Source organism: Pseudomonas sp. No.21 (assembly GCF_054558415.1).
The window spans coordinates 49,744-62,335 of sequence record NZ_BAAJNO010000012.1 but is presented as its reverse complement, the minus strand read 5'-3'; the positions used below and the strand labels follow the sequence as shown (position 1 = coordinate 62,335).

The 12,592-nt window shown below is 67.4% G+C and carries 17 protein-coding genes; 9 read left to right on the top strand and 8 right to left on the bottom strand.

The features are described from left to right. Window positions 1-62: 62 nt before the first annotated feature. The 3 genes from ACYJSS_RS23700 to trpB all read right to left on the bottom strand — a co-directional run bounded on the left by ACYJSS_RS23700 (window position 63) and on the right by trpB (window position 2,695). Window positions 63-587 (bottom strand): REP-associated tyrosine transposase, encoded by a 525-nt coding sequence (locus tag ACYJSS_RS23700; RefSeq protein ID WP_111259266.1) that lies wholly within the window; start codon window positions 585-587, stop codon window positions 63-65. Window positions 588-680: 93 nt separating this feature from the next. After that, window positions 681-1,490: a tryptophan synthase subunit alpha gene (gene trpA / locus ACYJSS_RS23695; protein ID WP_236205089.1), complete on the bottom strand. Its 810-nt coding sequence runs from the start codon at window positions 1,488-1,490 to the stop codon at window positions 681-683. Beyond that, the gene (gene trpB, locus ACYJSS_RS23690; RefSeq protein ID WP_111259268.1) at window positions 1,487-2,695 is read right to left on the bottom strand and encodes a tryptophan synthase subunit beta; all 1,209 of its coding nucleotides are present in this window, start codon (window positions 2,693-2,695) and stop codon (window positions 1,487-1,489) included. Before trpB ends, trpA begins: the two co-directional genes overlap by 4 nt. 107 nt (window positions 2,696-2,802) lie before the next feature. On the opposite strand from trpB, the gene ACYJSS_RS23685 reads away from it, so the two are divergent. Further along, window positions 2,803-3,696, top strand: coding sequence for a LysR family transcriptional regulator (locus ACYJSS_RS23685; RefSeq protein WP_236205088.1), 894 nt, complete (start codon window positions 2,803-2,805; stop codon window positions 3,694-3,696). A 234-nt stretch (window positions 3,697-3,930) separates the two neighbouring features. On the opposite strand, the gene ACYJSS_RS23680 is transcribed toward ACYJSS_RS23685, so the two are convergent. After that, window positions 3,931-4,251 (bottom strand): DUF883 domain-containing protein, encoded by a 321-nt coding sequence (locus tag ACYJSS_RS23680; protein WP_236205087.1) that lies wholly within the window; start codon window positions 4,249-4,251, stop codon window positions 3,931-3,933. A 138-nt stretch (window positions 4,252-4,389) separates the two neighbouring features. Between ACYJSS_RS23680 and ACYJSS_RS23675 the strand changes: the two genes are divergently transcribed. The 3 genes from ACYJSS_RS23675 (at window position 4,390) to ACYJSS_RS23665 (ending at window position 6,178) form a co-directional block, all read left to right on the top strand. Then, window positions 4,390-4,605, top strand: a complete 216-nt coding sequence (locus ACYJSS_RS23675) for a dodecin (RefSeq protein WP_111259270.1) — start codon at window positions 4,390-4,392, stop codon at window positions 4,603-4,605. 158 nt (window positions 4,606-4,763) lie between these two features. Beyond that, window positions 4,764-4,988: a DUF1161 domain-containing protein gene (locus ACYJSS_RS23670; protein WP_111259271.1), complete on the top strand. Its 225-nt coding sequence runs from the start codon at window positions 4,764-4,766 to the stop codon at window positions 4,986-4,988. A 191-nt stretch (window positions 4,989-5,179) separates the two neighbouring features. Continuing rightward, complete coding sequence (locus ACYJSS_RS23665; protein ID WP_111259272.1) at window positions 5,180-6,178, top strand: LLM class flavin-dependent oxidoreductase; 999 nt, start codon at window positions 5,180-5,182, stop codon at window positions 6,176-6,178. A 7-nt stretch (window positions 6,179-6,185) separates the two neighbouring features. Here ACYJSS_RS23665 and ACYJSS_RS23660 read toward each other — a convergent pair whose 3' ends face one another. Next, entirely contained in the window at window positions 6,186-6,605 is a 420-nt protein-coding gene (locus ACYJSS_RS23660; RefSeq protein WP_111259273.1) for a PA0061/PA0062 family lipoprotein, read from the bottom strand. A 51-nt stretch (window positions 6,606-6,656) separates the two neighbouring features. Further along, window positions 6,657-7,073 carry a PA0061/PA0062 family lipoprotein gene (locus ACYJSS_RS23655; protein ID WP_111259274.1) on the bottom strand — a complete coding sequence of 139 codons (417 nt, stop codon included), beginning with the start codon at window positions 7,071-7,073 and terminating at the stop codon, window positions 6,657-6,659. Between the two features lie 49 nt (window positions 7,074-7,122). On the opposite strand from ACYJSS_RS23655, the gene ACYJSS_RS23650 reads away from it, so the two are divergent. Continuing rightward, window positions 7,123-8,220: an aminopeptidase gene (locus tag ACYJSS_RS23650; protein ID WP_236205086.1), complete on the top strand. Its 1,098-nt coding sequence runs from the start codon at window positions 7,123-7,125 to the stop codon at window positions 8,218-8,220. A 29-nt stretch (window positions 8,221-8,249) separates the two neighbouring features. Further along, complete coding sequence (locus ACYJSS_RS23645) at window positions 8,250-8,483, top strand: DUF1161 domain-containing protein (protein WP_111259276.1); 234 nt, start codon at window positions 8,250-8,252, stop codon at window positions 8,481-8,483. A 36-nt stretch (window positions 8,484-8,519) separates the two neighbouring features. Here the strand turns inward: ACYJSS_RS23645 and ACYJSS_RS23640 are convergent, their stop codons facing one another. Together ACYJSS_RS23640 and ACYJSS_RS23635 are read right to left on the bottom strand one after the other, a co-directional pair. Further along, the gene (locus ACYJSS_RS23640) at window positions 8,520-9,170 is read right to left on the bottom strand and encodes an HAD family hydrolase (RefSeq protein WP_111259277.1); all 651 of its coding nucleotides are present in this window, start codon (window positions 9,168-9,170) and stop codon (window positions 8,520-8,522) included. Between the two features lie 90 nt (window positions 9,171-9,260). Beyond that, window positions 9,261-9,806 carry a gamma carbonic anhydrase family protein gene (locus ACYJSS_RS23635; protein ID WP_111259278.1) on the bottom strand — a complete coding sequence of 182 codons (546 nt, stop codon included), beginning with the start codon at window positions 9,804-9,806 and terminating at the stop codon, window positions 9,261-9,263. Window positions 9,807-9,972: 166 nt separating this feature from the next. Between ACYJSS_RS23635 and ACYJSS_RS23630 the strand changes: the two genes are divergently transcribed. The 3 genes from ACYJSS_RS23630 to ACYJSS_RS23620 all read left to right on the top strand — a co-directional run bounded on the left by ACYJSS_RS23630 (window position 9,973) and on the right by ACYJSS_RS23620 (window position 12,570). Next, window positions 9,973-10,161: a hypothetical protein gene (locus ACYJSS_RS23630; RefSeq protein ID WP_111259279.1), complete on the top strand. Its 189-nt coding sequence runs from the start codon at window positions 9,973-9,975 to the stop codon at window positions 10,159-10,161. A gap of 82 nt (window positions 10,162-10,243) precedes the next feature. Continuing rightward, window positions 10,244-12,292 carry an oligopeptidase A gene (gene prlC / locus ACYJSS_RS23625; RefSeq protein ID WP_459480624.1) on the top strand — a complete coding sequence of 683 codons (2,049 nt, stop codon included), beginning with the start codon at window positions 10,244-10,246 and terminating at the stop codon, window positions 12,290-12,292. Next, window positions 12,289-12,570 carry a YheV family putative zinc ribbon protein gene (locus ACYJSS_RS23620; RefSeq protein WP_021219893.1) on the top strand — a complete coding sequence of 94 codons (282 nt, stop codon included), beginning with the start codon at window positions 12,289-12,291 and terminating at the stop codon, window positions 12,568-12,570. Before prlC ends, ACYJSS_RS23620 begins: the two co-directional genes overlap by 4 nt. Window positions 12,571-12,592: the final 22 nt, after the last annotated feature.

The window sequence follows — 12,592 nt, the reverse complement described above, 5'->3', positions numbered from 1 at the left end:
CACCCTATCGAGAGCACCGGTTCCGGGCGTAGGGTGGGCTTCAGCCCACCACGATGCCCCCGCTACTCACCGAAACCACCGGCATCCTCCCCATCCCCGGCCCAGTCTTCCGGTAGCAGCCCGTCTTTCACGTAGCGGTGGAAGCTCGAATAGGGCCAGTCCTTCACCTGTGTCACCAGCCCATGCCTGACCGGGTTGTGGTGGATGTAGTCGACGTGCCGTTCCAGGTCGACCTGGTCCCTTATCTGGTGCTCCCAGAAGCGCCGTTGCCAGATGCCTTTTTCCCGCCGGTTCGCCTTGCTTGCCGAGCGTGGGGACGGAGACAGCGTCATGGAGAACTGGCTCTTGATCAGGCTCCAGCGGCGGGAGAAGTCAGCATCCCCGGGCGGCAGGGTCCAGATGGCGTGCAGATGGTCCGGCAATACGCAGATGGCGACGGTGTCGAAGGGTATGCGTTGCAGGGCGAGGGAGTAGGCCCGGCGCAATGAAGGGATGGCATCGGTCAGCAGTGTGGCGCGGCGATCGGCCAGGGTGACCGTGAAAAAGAAGGTGCCGCCGGGCACCAGGCTTCGGCGGTAGTTCGACATGGCAATCCGTTGCCTCGTGTTCGGGCCCTATTCGGTGGGCTGAAGCCCACCCTACAGCCCACCCGACGAAGTCCATGCGGGTGGGCTTGCTCCTCAGGCGCGGGCGCTGCGCACGCCTTCGGCCAGGGATTTGCAGAGGGTGAGGACACCGTCGATGGCCTGCTCGGCGGTCTCGGCCTTGGCGATCTGGTCCACCAGGGCGGAGCCCACCACCACGCCGTCGGCGAGGCGGGCGATGCTGGCGGCGTGTTCGGCGGTGCGGATGCCGAAGCCGATGGCCACCGGCAGGTCGGTGTGGCGGCGCAGGCGGGCCACGGCTTCCTGCACGTGCTCCAGGGTGGCGGAGCCGGCACCGGTGACGCCGGCCACCGAGACGTAGTAGACGAAGCCGGAGCTGCCCTCGAGCACCACGGGCAGGCGCTTGTCGTCGGTGGTCGGGGTGGTCAGGCGGATGAAGTCGATGCCGGCGGCCTGGGCCGGGTGGCAGAGGTCTTCGTTATGTTCCGGCGGCAGGTCGACGACGATCAGGCCATCCACGCCGGCTTCCCTGGCGTCGCCGATGAAGCGCTCGACGCCGTAGTGGTGGATGGGGTTGAAGTAGCCCATCAGCACCACCGGGGTGTCCTGGTTGCCTTCACGGAACTCGCGGACCAGCTGCAGGGTTTTCGCCAGGTTCTGCTTGGCCGCCAGGGCACGGATGTTGGCCAGCTGGATCGACGGGCCGTCGGCCATCGGGTCGGTGAAGGGCATGCCCAGCTCGATCACGTCGGCGCCGGCTTCCGGCAGGCCCTTGAGGATCGCCAGGGAGGCGTCGTAGCCCGGGTCGCCGGCGGTGAGGAAGGTCACCAGGGCGGCGCGGTTCTGCTGTTTCAGTTCGGCGAAGCGGGTCTGCAAGCGGCTCATGCCTGGGGCTCCTGTTGCATGTGGTGCATCACGGTCTGCATGTCCTTGTCGCCACGGCCGGAGAGGTTGACCACCATGAGGTGGTCCTTCGGCAGGTTGGGTGCGCGCTTGAACACCTCGGCCAGGGCGTGGGAGCTCTCCAGGGCCGGGATGATGCCTTCGAGGCGGCAGCACTGGTGGAAGGCGTCCAGGGCTTCGTCGTCGGTGATGGAGGTGTACTCGACGCGGCCGATGTCATGCAGCCACGCGTGCTCCGGGCCGATGCCGGGGTAGTCCAGGCCGGCGGAGATGGAGTGGGCGTCGATGATCTGGCCGTCCTCGTCCTGCAGCAGGAAGGTGCGGTTGCCGTGCAGCACGCCGGGGATGCCGCCGTTGAGACTGGCGGCATGCTTGCCGGTCGCGATGCCGTGGCCGGCCGCCTCGACGCCGATGATCGCAACGCTCTGGTCATCGAGGAAGGGGTGGAACAGGCCCATGGCGTTGGAGCCCCCGCCGATGCAGGCGACCAGCGAATCGGGCAGGCGCCCTTCCTTCTCGGCCAGCTGCTCGCGGGTTTCCTTGCCGATGACGGCCTGGAAGTCGCGGACCATGGCCGGGTACGGGTGCGGGCCGGCGACGGTGCCGATCAGGTAGAAGGTGTTGTGGACGTTGGTCACCCAGTCGCGCAGCGCTTCGTTCATCGCGTCCTTGAGGGTGCCGGTGCCGGCGGTGACCGGGATCACGGTGGCGCCGAGGAGCTTCATGCGGAACACGTTGGCCTGCTGGCGGTCGATGTCGGTGGTGCCCATGAAGATCACGCATTCCATGCCGAAACGCGCGGCCACGGTGGCGGTGGCCACGCCGTGCATGCCGGCGCCGGTCTCGGCGATGATGCGTTTCTTGCCCATGCGCTTGGCCAGGAGGATCTGGCCGATGCAGTTGTTGATCTTGTGCGCGCCGGTGTGGTTCAGCTCTTCGCGCTTGAGGTAGATCTTCGCGCCGCCACAGTGCTCGGTCAGGCGTTCGGCGAAGTACAGCGGGCTCGGGCGGCCGACGTAGTCGCGCTGGAAGTAGGCCAGTTCCTTGAGGAATTCCGGGTCGTCCTTGGCGGCTTCATACTCGCGGGCCAGGTCGTGGATCAGCGGCATCAGGGTTTCGGCGACGTATTGGCCGCCGAAGGAGCCGAACAGGCCCTTGGCGTCGGGGCCGGTGCGCAGTGAAGTCATGGTGGAACTCCTGGGAGTGGTATCCGATGGCAGCCATTCTAACGCTGGCCGCTTCCGGGAAAAGCGATTAGATTGCGCTGACCTGTCAGTAAAACTCACATATAGCCATGAGCCGCGACCTCCCTCCCCTGAATGCCCTGAAGGCCTTCGAAAGTGCCGCCCGCCTGCTCAGCGTAAGCCGAGCGGCGGAAGAGCTGCACGTCACCCACGGCGCGGTGAGCCGTCAGGTGCGCGCGTTGGAGGAACAGCTGGGCGTGGCGCTGCTGGCCAAGGATGGGCGCGGCATAAAACTCACGGATGCCGGCCAGCGCCTGGCCGAGGCGGCGGGGGATGCCTTCGAGCGGCTGCGTGGCGTCTGCGCGGACCTGCGCCGCCAGGAGGAGGATCGCCCCTTCGTCCTCGGTTGCCCCGGCAGCCTGCTGGCGCGCTGGTTTATCCCGCGCCTGGACCGGCTCAACCGCGAGCTGCCGGAACTGCGCCTGCAGCTCTCCAGCAGCCAGGGCGAGCTGGACCCGCGCAGCCCACAGCTGGACGCCACCCTGCTCTTCGCCGCACCGCCCTGGCCGGCGGACATGCAGGTGTTCGCGCTGGCCGAGGAGCGCATCGGCCCGGTGCTGAGCCCCCGCTACGCCGGTTTCGCCGAGCTGGAGCAGGCGCCGCCCGAGCGTCTGTTGCGGCGCCCGGTGCTGCACACGGAATCGCGCCCACAGGCCTGGCCGCAATGGGCCCGGGCGGAGGGACTGGACGCGGAAGGGTTGCAGCTGGGCCAGGGCTTCGAGCACCTGTACTACCTGCTGGAGGCGGCGGTGGCCGGCCTGGGCGTGGCCATCGCGCCGCAGCAACTGGTGGCCGATGACCTGGCTGCCGGCCGCCTGGTGGCGCCCTGGGGCTTCGTCGAGACCCCGGCGCGGCTGGCCCTGTGGGTGCCGGCCGGGCGCCAGGGCCCGCGCGCCGAGCGCCTGGCGCAGTGGCTGCGCCAGGCTTTTGCCCAGCCTGGCTGAAGCACCCGATGCTCCGGTGTGTCGGGGCCGAGGGGTGCTGGTGATTCAGCACTCCGGGGTGTACCTCACCGTGAGCATCAGGTTGCGCCGATCACCGAAGTCGTTGGCGACATCCTCAGCGGCGAAGTGGCCGCTCCGGCAATCCTTTCCGTTCATGCACCAGGCCGGCCCCATGGCGGGGCCGGCCCGGTAAGGTACCGCAAGGGGCCGGATAGCCGCGCAGCCGCGTCGGGCTCAGCTCCGGTGGCGCAGCATGTAGGCCGCCAGTGCCACCACGCCCACGGCGCCCGCTGCCACCCCGGCGGTGGCCAGCGGGTGCTCGCGGCTGTAGTCGCGGGTGGCGATGCCGGCTCTGGCGGTGCGCTCCCAGGCCTGGCCGGCGAGGTCACGAGAGCGGCTCAGGGTATGCAGGGCGCCGCTCTGGATGGCGTCCAGCGAGTGCTGCGACTCGGCCTCCACCACGTGCTTGATGCGCTCGATACCGCTGCGCAGTTGTTCGATTTCCTGCTCGATGCCCTGCAGGGTGGATTTCTTGCGAGACATGAAGAGAGCCATGTCGTACCTCCTCTTTCGGGTTGGGGTACTAGGTCCGACCCCCGTATCGCCGAGGAGTGCAGCTAATCTGAACTTATTCGGGAAATCCCGGGCCTGAGATGGCAAGTGGCCCATTTCTGAAACGCAAGGAGAACATCCATGTCGGATCATCACACCTACAAGAAGATCGAGATCGTCGGCTCCTCCCGCAACAGCATCGACGAGGCGATCAACAACGCCCTGGCCGAGGCGGCCAAGTCCATCCGCAATCTCGACTGGTTCGAGGTCGTGGAGACCCGGGGGCACATCGAGAACGGCAAGGTCGGCCATTACCAGGTCACTTTGAAGGTCGGCTTCCGACTCAGCGATAGCTGATCGTCTTACAGATAACGCCCGGCCGCTGGGCTAGGCTCACACAGGTTTGGCCATGTGGTGTCGGATCGAACAAGACCACAGATGCCATCCCCTTGGAGACGGCTGGTCTCCGCGGCTCGCTCGAGCCTTTTCTTTTCTACAACGAGGGAGCGTTACCGATGAAGAAACTGTTGTTGGCCATTGGCCTGTTCACCCTTGCCGGCTCGGCCTTCGCCGCCGCCAAGCCCTGTGAAGAGCTGAAGTCCGAGATCGACGCGAAGATCAAGGCGAACGGAGCCACCTCCTACACCCTTGAGATCGTCGACAAGGGCAGCGCGACCGACAAAAAGGTGGTCGGCAGCTGCGAAGCGGGCACCAAGGAAATCGTCTACCAGCGCAATTGATCGCGCGATGAGCTGTCAAGCCGGCGTCCGCGCCGGCTTTTTCATGGGCGCTCGCCAGCCTGCCTTGCTTACCCCGAGGTGCCCTGGTTACCGAAAAGTGCCTTCTGGTGGCTGCCTGCGGGTCGGCCTAGAGTAGGACCCCTGTGTCACGTGGAAGGCGCGAGTCTTCCCCTCAGCAAGGTCCCTTCGCTATGTCAGCCCTTTCTTCCCTGCCCCTTTCCGTCCTCGACCTGGCGCCCATCCGCGACGATGGCGGCCCCGCCCAGGCGCTGCACAACTCCCTGGCCCTGGCGCGCCATGTGGAACAGCTCGGCTTCTCGCGCTTCTGGGTGGCCGAGCACCACAATATGGAAGGCATCGCCAGTTCCGCCACTTCGGTGCTGCTGGGCTACCTGGCGGCCAATACCTCCACGCTGCGCCTGGGATCGGGCGGGATCATGCTGCCGAACCACGCGCCCCTGGTGATCGCCGAGCAGTTCGGCACCCTCGCCACGCTCTACCCCGGGCGCATCGAACTGGGCCTTGGCCGTGCGCCGGGCGCCGACCACCTGACCGCCCGCGCCCTGCGCCGCGAGCGCTCCGGCAGCGCCGACGATTTCCCCCAGGACGTGGAGGAGCTGGAGCTGCTGCTCGGCCCGCGCCTGGAAGGGCAGAAGGTCATCGCCATGCCCGGCATGGACACCCGGGTGCCGATCTGGCTGCTCGGCTCCAGCCTGTTCAGCGCCCAGCTGGCCGGGCAGAAGGGCCTGCCCTACGCCTTCGCTTCGCACTTCGCCCCGCGCTACATGCACGAGGCGATCCGTGTCTACCGCAACCATTTCCGCCCCTCGGCGGTGCTCGATGCGCCCTACGTGATGCTTGGCGTGCCCCTGGTGGCTGCGCCCACGGACGAGGAGGCGGACTTCCTCGCCACCACCGTCTACCAGCGGGTGCTGAGCCTGATGCGTGGCGAGAGCCTGGTGCTGCGCCCGCCGGTGGAGAGCATGGCCGGGCGCTGGTTGCCCCACGAGAAGGAGGCGGTCGGCAGCTTCCTGGCGATGGCCATGGTCGGTGGGCCGGAAAAGATCCGCGGCAAGCTGGAGGTGCTGCTGGAGCAGACCGGCGCGGACGAGCTGATCTTCACCTGCGACGTCTACCAGCACGAGCACCGCTTGCGCGCCTTCGACATCCTCGCCGGCCTGCGCGGCTAGGGGCGGTTCAGATCGGCCCGCAGCCCAGCGTCTCGCCACGCGCCACCACCTGGGCTCGGGCGTCGTACATCAGCACCTGGGGGCGCATGACGATCGGGCGTGCGTCGATGCGGTAGCGCTCGCCGGCGGCGAACCCGTCAAAGCGGATGCGCACATGGCAGGTGAGCTGGAAGGGGCCTGCGTCGCTGTTGAAGCCGCCGCCGCTGGAAACCTCGAACTGGTAGCGCATCTCCAGTTCATGGCGACCGGGGGTGACCTGGTAGTAGCGTCCGTCGGCGGTGCGCTTGCCGTCCAGGCGGTCGGCCATGAAGGTGGTGCCCGGCTCGCCGCGCAGGTCGATCCAGGCCTGGCCGGGGTCGGGCTGGGGAAGCGGGCCGGCGCAGGCCGTCAGGCTGGCCAGCAGGCATGCGGCGGGTAGCTTGCGCATGGCGGAATCCTCGGAAGGGCGGGGCGTTCAGGATAAACCTGGCGCCCGTTTTCAGACATCGCCGCAGCGACTTTCCCGCGCCCGCGCCACCTCGCGGTTGTCTTCACTGTAGAGCCGCGCCCAGGGGCGGAAGCCGATGCCGCCGGCCTTGAGCTGGTAGCGCTGGCCAGCAGTGAATTCCGGGTAGTCCAGCTTCAGCAGGCAGGTGCGGGTCATGGGCTCGCGCTGGGGGCCGATGTCGTCGCCGTCCACGTCGAAACTGAAGCGCACTTCCAGTTCGTGGTTGCCGGGGGTGACCTGGAAGTAGCGGTCGTCCTCCAGCGGCTGGCGGTCGACGCGGGTCGCCTGCAAGGCATGCCTTTGCGGCGGGTCAAGGTCGATCCAGGCCTGGTCGGGGTCGGGGCTGGGCATGATCAGCGAGCAACCGCCGAGGTTGAGCAGCAGGACAGTGGGAAGCAGGCGACGCATGCGGCAACTCCTTGTGGCGTGCTTTGGGGCCATGCGCTAGCTTCACGCCATGCCGGCCCCCATTCTTCTAGCCTCTCTCGACCGCGCCCGCGCCTTTGCGGTTCCGTTGCTGCTCGCCCTGGCGCTGAACGGTTGCTCCAGCCTGGACTACTACGGCCAGCTGGCCAGCGGTCAGTTCCAGCTGCTGCGCGCCCGCGAGCCGGTGGCGCAGGTGCTCGCCGATCCCGCCCGTGATGCCGCGTTGCGCCAGCGCCTGGCGCTGGCGCAACGGGCGCGGGATTTCGCCAGCGCCGAACTGGCCCTGCCGGACAACGGCAGCTACCGCGTCTATGCCGATATCCACAGGCCCTTCGTGGTGTGGAACGTCTTCGCCACGCCGGCGCTGTCTCTGGCGCCCATCACCCACTGCTTCCCCATCGCCGGTTGCGTCGCCTACCGCGGCTACTACCAGCCCGGCCGTGCACGCGGCGCCGCGGCGCTGATGCGCGAGCAGGGGCTGGATACCTGGATCGGCGGCGTCGAGGCCTATTCCACCCTGGGCTGGTTCGACGACCCGATCCTCAGCAGCATGGTGCGCTGGGACGATGACCGGCTGGCGGCGGTGATCTTCCACGAGCTGGCGCACCAGAAGCTCTATGTCGCCGACGACAGCGCCTTCAACGAATCCTTCGCCAGCTTCGTCGAGCGCGAGGGCCTGCGCCAGTGGCGCGCTCGCCAGGGCCTGCCGGTCGGCGGCGAGGCCGGGGTGCGCCAGCGCGATCAGTTCACCGCGCTGGTGCTGGCCTGCCGCGAGCGCCTGGAGCGGCTCTACGCCAGCGACCTGCCCGAGGCGCAGAAGCACCTGGCCAAGCAGGCCGAGTTCGAGCGCCTGCGCCGGGACTATCGCCAGCTGCGTGACAGCCAGTGGCAGGGCGTGGGCCGCTACGACGGCTGGATCGAAAGCCCGCTGAACAACGCCAAGCTGCTGCCTTTCGGCCTCTACGACCGCTGGGTGCCAGCCTTCGCCGAGTTGTATCGGCGCAGCGCCGGCTGGACGGATTTCCACGGGCGGGTGGCAGCGCTGGCGGCGCGTCCGCCGGTCGAGCGCCAGGCCGCCCTGGCCGAGCTGATGCCGGAGAACTCGCCGGTGGCCGCATCGGTCGAATGAACGCGGATTCGCCTGACAGGAGGTGTGCGATGAACAGATGGGGATTGGCCGTGCTGCTCGGCCTGCTGGGGAGCACCGCCGTGGCGGCGCCCAAGCCGTGCGAGGCGCTCAAGCAGGAGATCGAGGTGAAGATCCAGGCCGCCGGGGTGACCGCCTATACGCTGGAAATCGTGCCGGCCGCCGAGGTGGAAGACCCGAACATGGTGGTCGGCACCTGCGAGAACGGCACGAAGAAGATCGTCTACCAGCGCAACGGGACCTGAGTCCGCAGCCCTGGAGCACCCGGGCTGAAGCCCGGGCTACACGCCTTCGAAGGCCTGGTGCATTTCCGCGAGGGTGGCGAAGTACCAGGCCGGGGCTTCCGCCATCAGCTCCTCGTGGCTGCCGAAGCCGTAGCCGACGCCGATGGCTTGCAGGCCATTCTCCCGGGCGCCGATCAGGTCGTGCTTGCGGTCACCGATCATCAGCGTCTGCGCCGGGTCCAATCCCTCCTCGTCCAGCAGGTGGCGGATCAGGTCCACCTTGTTGGTGCGGGTGCCGTCCAGCTCGCTGCCGTAGATCACCTTGAAATGCCTGGCGAAGTCGAAGTGCCGGGCGATCTCGCGGGCGAACACCGCCGGCTTGCTGGTGGCGATGTACAGCGTGCGGCCCTGCTCGCCGAGCATCCCCAGCAGCTGGGCGACGCCCTCGAACACGCGGTTCTCGTAGAGCCCGGTGACCTTGAAGCGATCGCGGTAGTGGTTCACCGCCTCCCAGGCGCGCGGCTCGTCGAAACCGTAGGTCTGCATGAAGCACTGCAACAGCGGCGGGCCGATGAAATGCTCCAGGCGGGTGAGGTCCGGCTCGTGGATATCCAGCTTGCCCAGGGCGTACTGGATGGAGCGGGTGATGCCCTCGCGCGGGTCGGTGAGGGTGCCGTCGAGGTCGAAGAGGATGTTCGGCTGGTGCATGGCTTTAGGCGGTCTGGGCTCGGGGGTGGGCAGGATAGCGGGGTTGGCCGACCGTGCCGAGCATCCGCTGGGCATGGCCGGCCGGTGGCGTCACTGGTCGTATCCCTCGGCGATATGCAGGTCCTTCAGCTTCACGTAGTTGGCGGCGCTGTAGGTGAAGAAGGCCCTTTCCTTGTCGCTCAGCGGGCGGGCCTGTTTCACCGGGCTTCCGACGTAGAGGAAGCCGCTCTCCAGGCGCTTGCCCGGTGGCACCAGGCTGCCGGCGCCGATCACCACCTCGTCCTCGACCACGGCGCCGTCCATGACGATGCTGCCCATGCCCACCAGGATGCGGTTGCCGAGGGTGCAGCCGTGCAGGGTCACCTTGTGGCCGATGGTCACGTCGTCGCCGATGAGAAGGGGAAAGCCGTCCGGGTTGAAGGGGCCGGCATGGGTGATATGCAGGACACTGCCGTCCTGCACGCTGGTCCGTGCCCCGATGCGGATGTGATGCATGTCGCCGCGGATCAGGGCGAAGGGCCAGACCGAGCTGTCCTCGCCCAGTTCGACATCGCCGATGACGACTGCGGATCGATCGACGAAAACCCGTTCACCCAGCTGTGGTGCGGTGCCGCGGTAGGTTCGTATCGCGCTCATAGAAAGTCCTGTGGCTGCGTTGTACGCCGATTGTAATTAAGATGTCCGCTGTCGACCCGGGGTAAACCTCCCGGCTCGATGGTTGTCCCACTCTTCAGTCCCCTTCCAGGCAGGCACGTCAAAATTCTGGCATAGTGGCCGGCCGTCTCTGGAAAGGAGAGTGTCCATGACTACCTTGAGTTTCAGATCTTCCGCGAATCGTCCCAAGGCCGCAGCGGCCACGGTGACCCGCGAAGCCCTCGAGGCCCATGTAGCCGCCTATCTGCGGCGAGGAGGGCAGATCAAGAAGATCGCCAAGGGCGTGAGCGGTATGCCACTGAACGGCTCCTGGCATCTGTCCAGGCGCAGGAAATGATTTTCGGAGGGGGCCTTGTGCCCCCTCTCTCTTTCCCGGTATCAACGATCCATCAACTTTCCAGACGCAACAGGTGAATGCCGTGAGTTCCAGCAATCCCCTCCTTCAGGATTTCGACCTGCCGCCCTACTCCAGCATCCGTCCGGAACATGTAGAGCCCGCCATCGACACCATCCTCGCCGACAGCCGCGCCGCCATCGATGCGCTGCTCGCCGGCCAGCAGGGTACGCCGACCTGGCAGGGCCTGGTGCTGGCGCTGGACGAACTCGGCGAGCGCCTGGGCCGTGCGTGGAGCCCGGTCAGCCACCTCAACGCCGTGTGCAACAGCGCCGAGCTGCGCGGCGCCTATGAGGCCTGCCTGCCCAAGCTCTCCGAGTACTGGACCGAACTGGGCCAGAACCGCGAACTGTTCCAGGCCTACGAGGCACTGGCCGGCAGCCCCGAGGCCGCCGGCTTCGACGTGGCGCAGAAGACCATCCTCGAACACGCCCTGCGTGACTTCCGCCTCTCCGGCATCGACCTGCCGGCCGACGAGCAGCAGCGCTATGGCGAAATCCAGATGAAGCTCTCCGAGCTCACCAGCCGCTTCTCCAACCAGCTGCTGGACGCCACCCAGGCCTGGACCAAGCACGTCACCGACGAAGCCGCGCTCGACGGCCTCACCGAGTCCGCCCGCGCGCAGATGGCCCAGGCCGCCCAGGCCAAGGGCCTGGATGGCTGGCTGATCAGCCTGGAGTTCCCCAGCTACTACGCGGTGATGACCTACGCCAACGACCGCGCCCTGCGCGAAGAGGTCTACACCGCCTACTGCACCCGTGCCTCCGACCAGGGGCCGAACGCCGGCCAGAACGACAATGGCCCGGTGATGGAGCAGATCCTCGACCTGCGCCAGGAACTGGCCGGCCTGCTCGGTTTCGCCAGCTACGCCGAGCTGAGCCTGGCGACCAAGATGGCCGAGTCCAGCGACCAGGTGCTGAGCTTCCTCCGCGACCTGGCCGTGCGCAGCAAGCCCTTCGCGCAGCAGGACCTCGACGAGCTCAAGGCCTTCGCCGCCGAACAGGGCCTGGATGATCTGCAGAGCTGGGACACCGGCTACTACAGCGAGAAGCTGCGCGAGCAGCGCTACAGCATCTCCCAGGAAATCCTCCGCGCCTACTTCCCCATCGACAAGGTGCTCACCGGCCTCTTCGCCATCGTGCAGAAGCTCTATGGCATCGAGATCCGCGAGCTGTCGGGCTTCGACACCTGGCACCCGGACGTGCGCCTGTTCGAGATCCGCGAGAACGGCCAGCACGTCGGCCGCTTCTTCTTCGACCTCTATGCCCGCGCCAACAAGCGTGGTGGCGCGTGGATGGACGGTGCCCGCGACAAGCGCCGCACCTCCGCCGGCAAGCTGGTCAGCCCGGTGGCCAACCTGGTGTGCAACTTCACGCCGGCCGTCGGCGGCAAGCCCGCGCTGCTGACCCACGACGAAGTCACCACCCTGTTCCACGAGTTCGGCCACGGCCTGCACCACCTGCTGACCCGCGTCGAGCACGCCGGGGCCTCCGGCATCAATGGCGTGGCCTGGGACGCGGTCGAGCTGCCCAGCCAGTTCATGGAGAACTGGTGCTGGGAGCCGGAAGGCCTGGCGCTGATCTCCGGCCACTACCAGAGCGGCGAACCCCTGCCCCAGGACCTGCTGGACAAGATGCTGGCGGCGAAGAACTTCCAGTCCGGCCTGATGATGGTGCGCCAGCTGGAGTTCTCCCTGTTCGACTTCGAGCTGCACGCCACCCACGGCGATGGCCGCAGCGTGCTGGAGGTGCTCGAAGGCATCCGCGCCGAGGTCTCGGTGATGCGCCCGCCGGCCTTCAACCGCTTCGCCAACAGCTTCGCGCACATCTTCGCCGGTGGTTACGCGGCCGGTTACTACAGCTACAAGTGGGCGGAAGTGCTCTCCGCCGACGCCTTCTCCAGGTTCGAGGAAGAAGGCGTGTTCAACGCCGACACCGGCCGCGCCTTCCGCGAGGCCATCCTCGCCCGTGGCGGCTCCCAGGAGCCGATGGTGCTGTTCGTCGATTTCCGTGGCCGCGAGCCCTCCATCGACGCCCTGCTGCGCCACCTCGGCCTGTCGTCGGAGGCCGCATGAGCGAAGGCCCCGTGAACGTCACCAAGAAGCGCTTCATCGCCGGTGCCGTGTGCCCGGCGTGCAGCGAGCAGGACCGCATCCAGATGTGGGACGAGGACGGCGTGCCGCACCGCCAGTGCGTGGCCTGCGGCTATGCCGACACCCTCAACGCGCAAGGCCAGTCGGTGCCCAAGGAGCTGGGCACGCGGGTCAACAAGGCCGTGCCCAAGCCGGCCGACCCGAAGGTCCAGGGCGTGCAGTTCTTCCCCAATCCGAAACTGAAGAAGCCCAGCGAGTAGCGTCGAGGCCAAGGAGGGCGTG

What these genes read in the sequence shown, in the direction of transcription:
- ACYJSS_RS23645 (WP_111259276.1), top strand. Translation starts at nt 8,250, where the DNA reads ATGAACAGATGGGGATTGGCCGTGCTGCTCGGCCTGCTGGGGAGCACC.
- ACYJSS_RS23640 (WP_111259277.1), bottom strand. Translation starts at nt 9,170, where the DNA reads ATGCACCAGCCGAACATCCTCTTCGACCTCGACGGCACCCTCACCGAC.
- ACYJSS_RS23660 (WP_111259273.1), bottom strand. Translation starts at nt 6,605, where the DNA reads ATGCGCAAGCTACCCGCCGCATGCCTGCTGGCCAGCCTGACGGCCTGC.
- trpB (WP_111259268.1), bottom strand. Translation starts at nt 2,695, where the DNA reads ATGACTTCACTGCGCACCGGCCCCGACGCCAAGGGCCTGTTCGGCTCC.
- ACYJSS_RS23675 (WP_111259270.1), top strand. Translation starts at nt 4,390, where the DNA reads ATGTCGGATCATCACACCTACAAGAAGATCGAGATCGTCGGCTCCTCC.
- ACYJSS_RS23635 (WP_111259278.1), bottom strand. Translation starts at nt 9,806, where the DNA reads ATGAGCGCGATACGAACCTACCGCGGCACCGCACCACAGCTGGGTGAA.
- ACYJSS_RS23655 (WP_111259274.1), bottom strand. Translation starts at nt 7,073, where the DNA reads ATGCGTCGCCTGCTTCCCACTGTCCTGCTGCTCAACCTCGGCGGTTGC.
- ACYJSS_RS23680 (WP_236205087.1), bottom strand. Translation starts at nt 4,251, where the DNA reads ATGGCTCTCTTCATGTCTCGCAAGAAATCCACCCTGCAGGGCATCGAG.
- ACYJSS_RS23665 (WP_111259272.1), top strand. Translation starts at nt 5,180, where the DNA reads ATGTCAGCCCTTTCTTCCCTGCCCCTTTCCGTCCTCGACCTGGCGCCC.
- ACYJSS_RS23700 (WP_111259266.1), bottom strand. Translation starts at nt 587, where the DNA reads ATGTCGAACTACCGCCGAAGCCTGGTGCCCGGCGGCACCTTCTTTTTC.
- trpA (WP_236205089.1), bottom strand. Translation starts at nt 1,490, where the DNA reads ATGAGCCGCTTGCAGACCCGCTTCGCCGAACTGAAACAGCAGAACCGC.
- ACYJSS_RS23650 (WP_236205086.1), top strand. Translation starts at nt 7,123, where the DNA reads ATGCCGGCCCCCATTCTTCTAGCCTCTCTCGACCGCGCCCGCGCCTTT.
- ACYJSS_RS23685 (WP_236205088.1), top strand. Translation starts at nt 2,803, where the DNA reads ATGAGCCGCGACCTCCCTCCCCTGAATGCCCTGAAGGCCTTCGAAAGT.
- ACYJSS_RS23620 (WP_021219893.1), top strand. Translation starts at nt 12,289, where the DNA reads ATGAGCGAAGGCCCCGTGAACGTCACCAAGAAGCGCTTCATCGCCGGT.
- ACYJSS_RS23670 (WP_111259271.1), top strand. Translation starts at nt 4,764, where the DNA reads ATGAAGAAACTGTTGTTGGCCATTGGCCTGTTCACCCTTGCCGGCTCG.
- ACYJSS_RS23630 (WP_111259279.1), top strand. Translation starts at nt 9,973, where the DNA reads ATGACTACCTTGAGTTTCAGATCTTCCGCGAATCGTCCCAAGGCCGCA.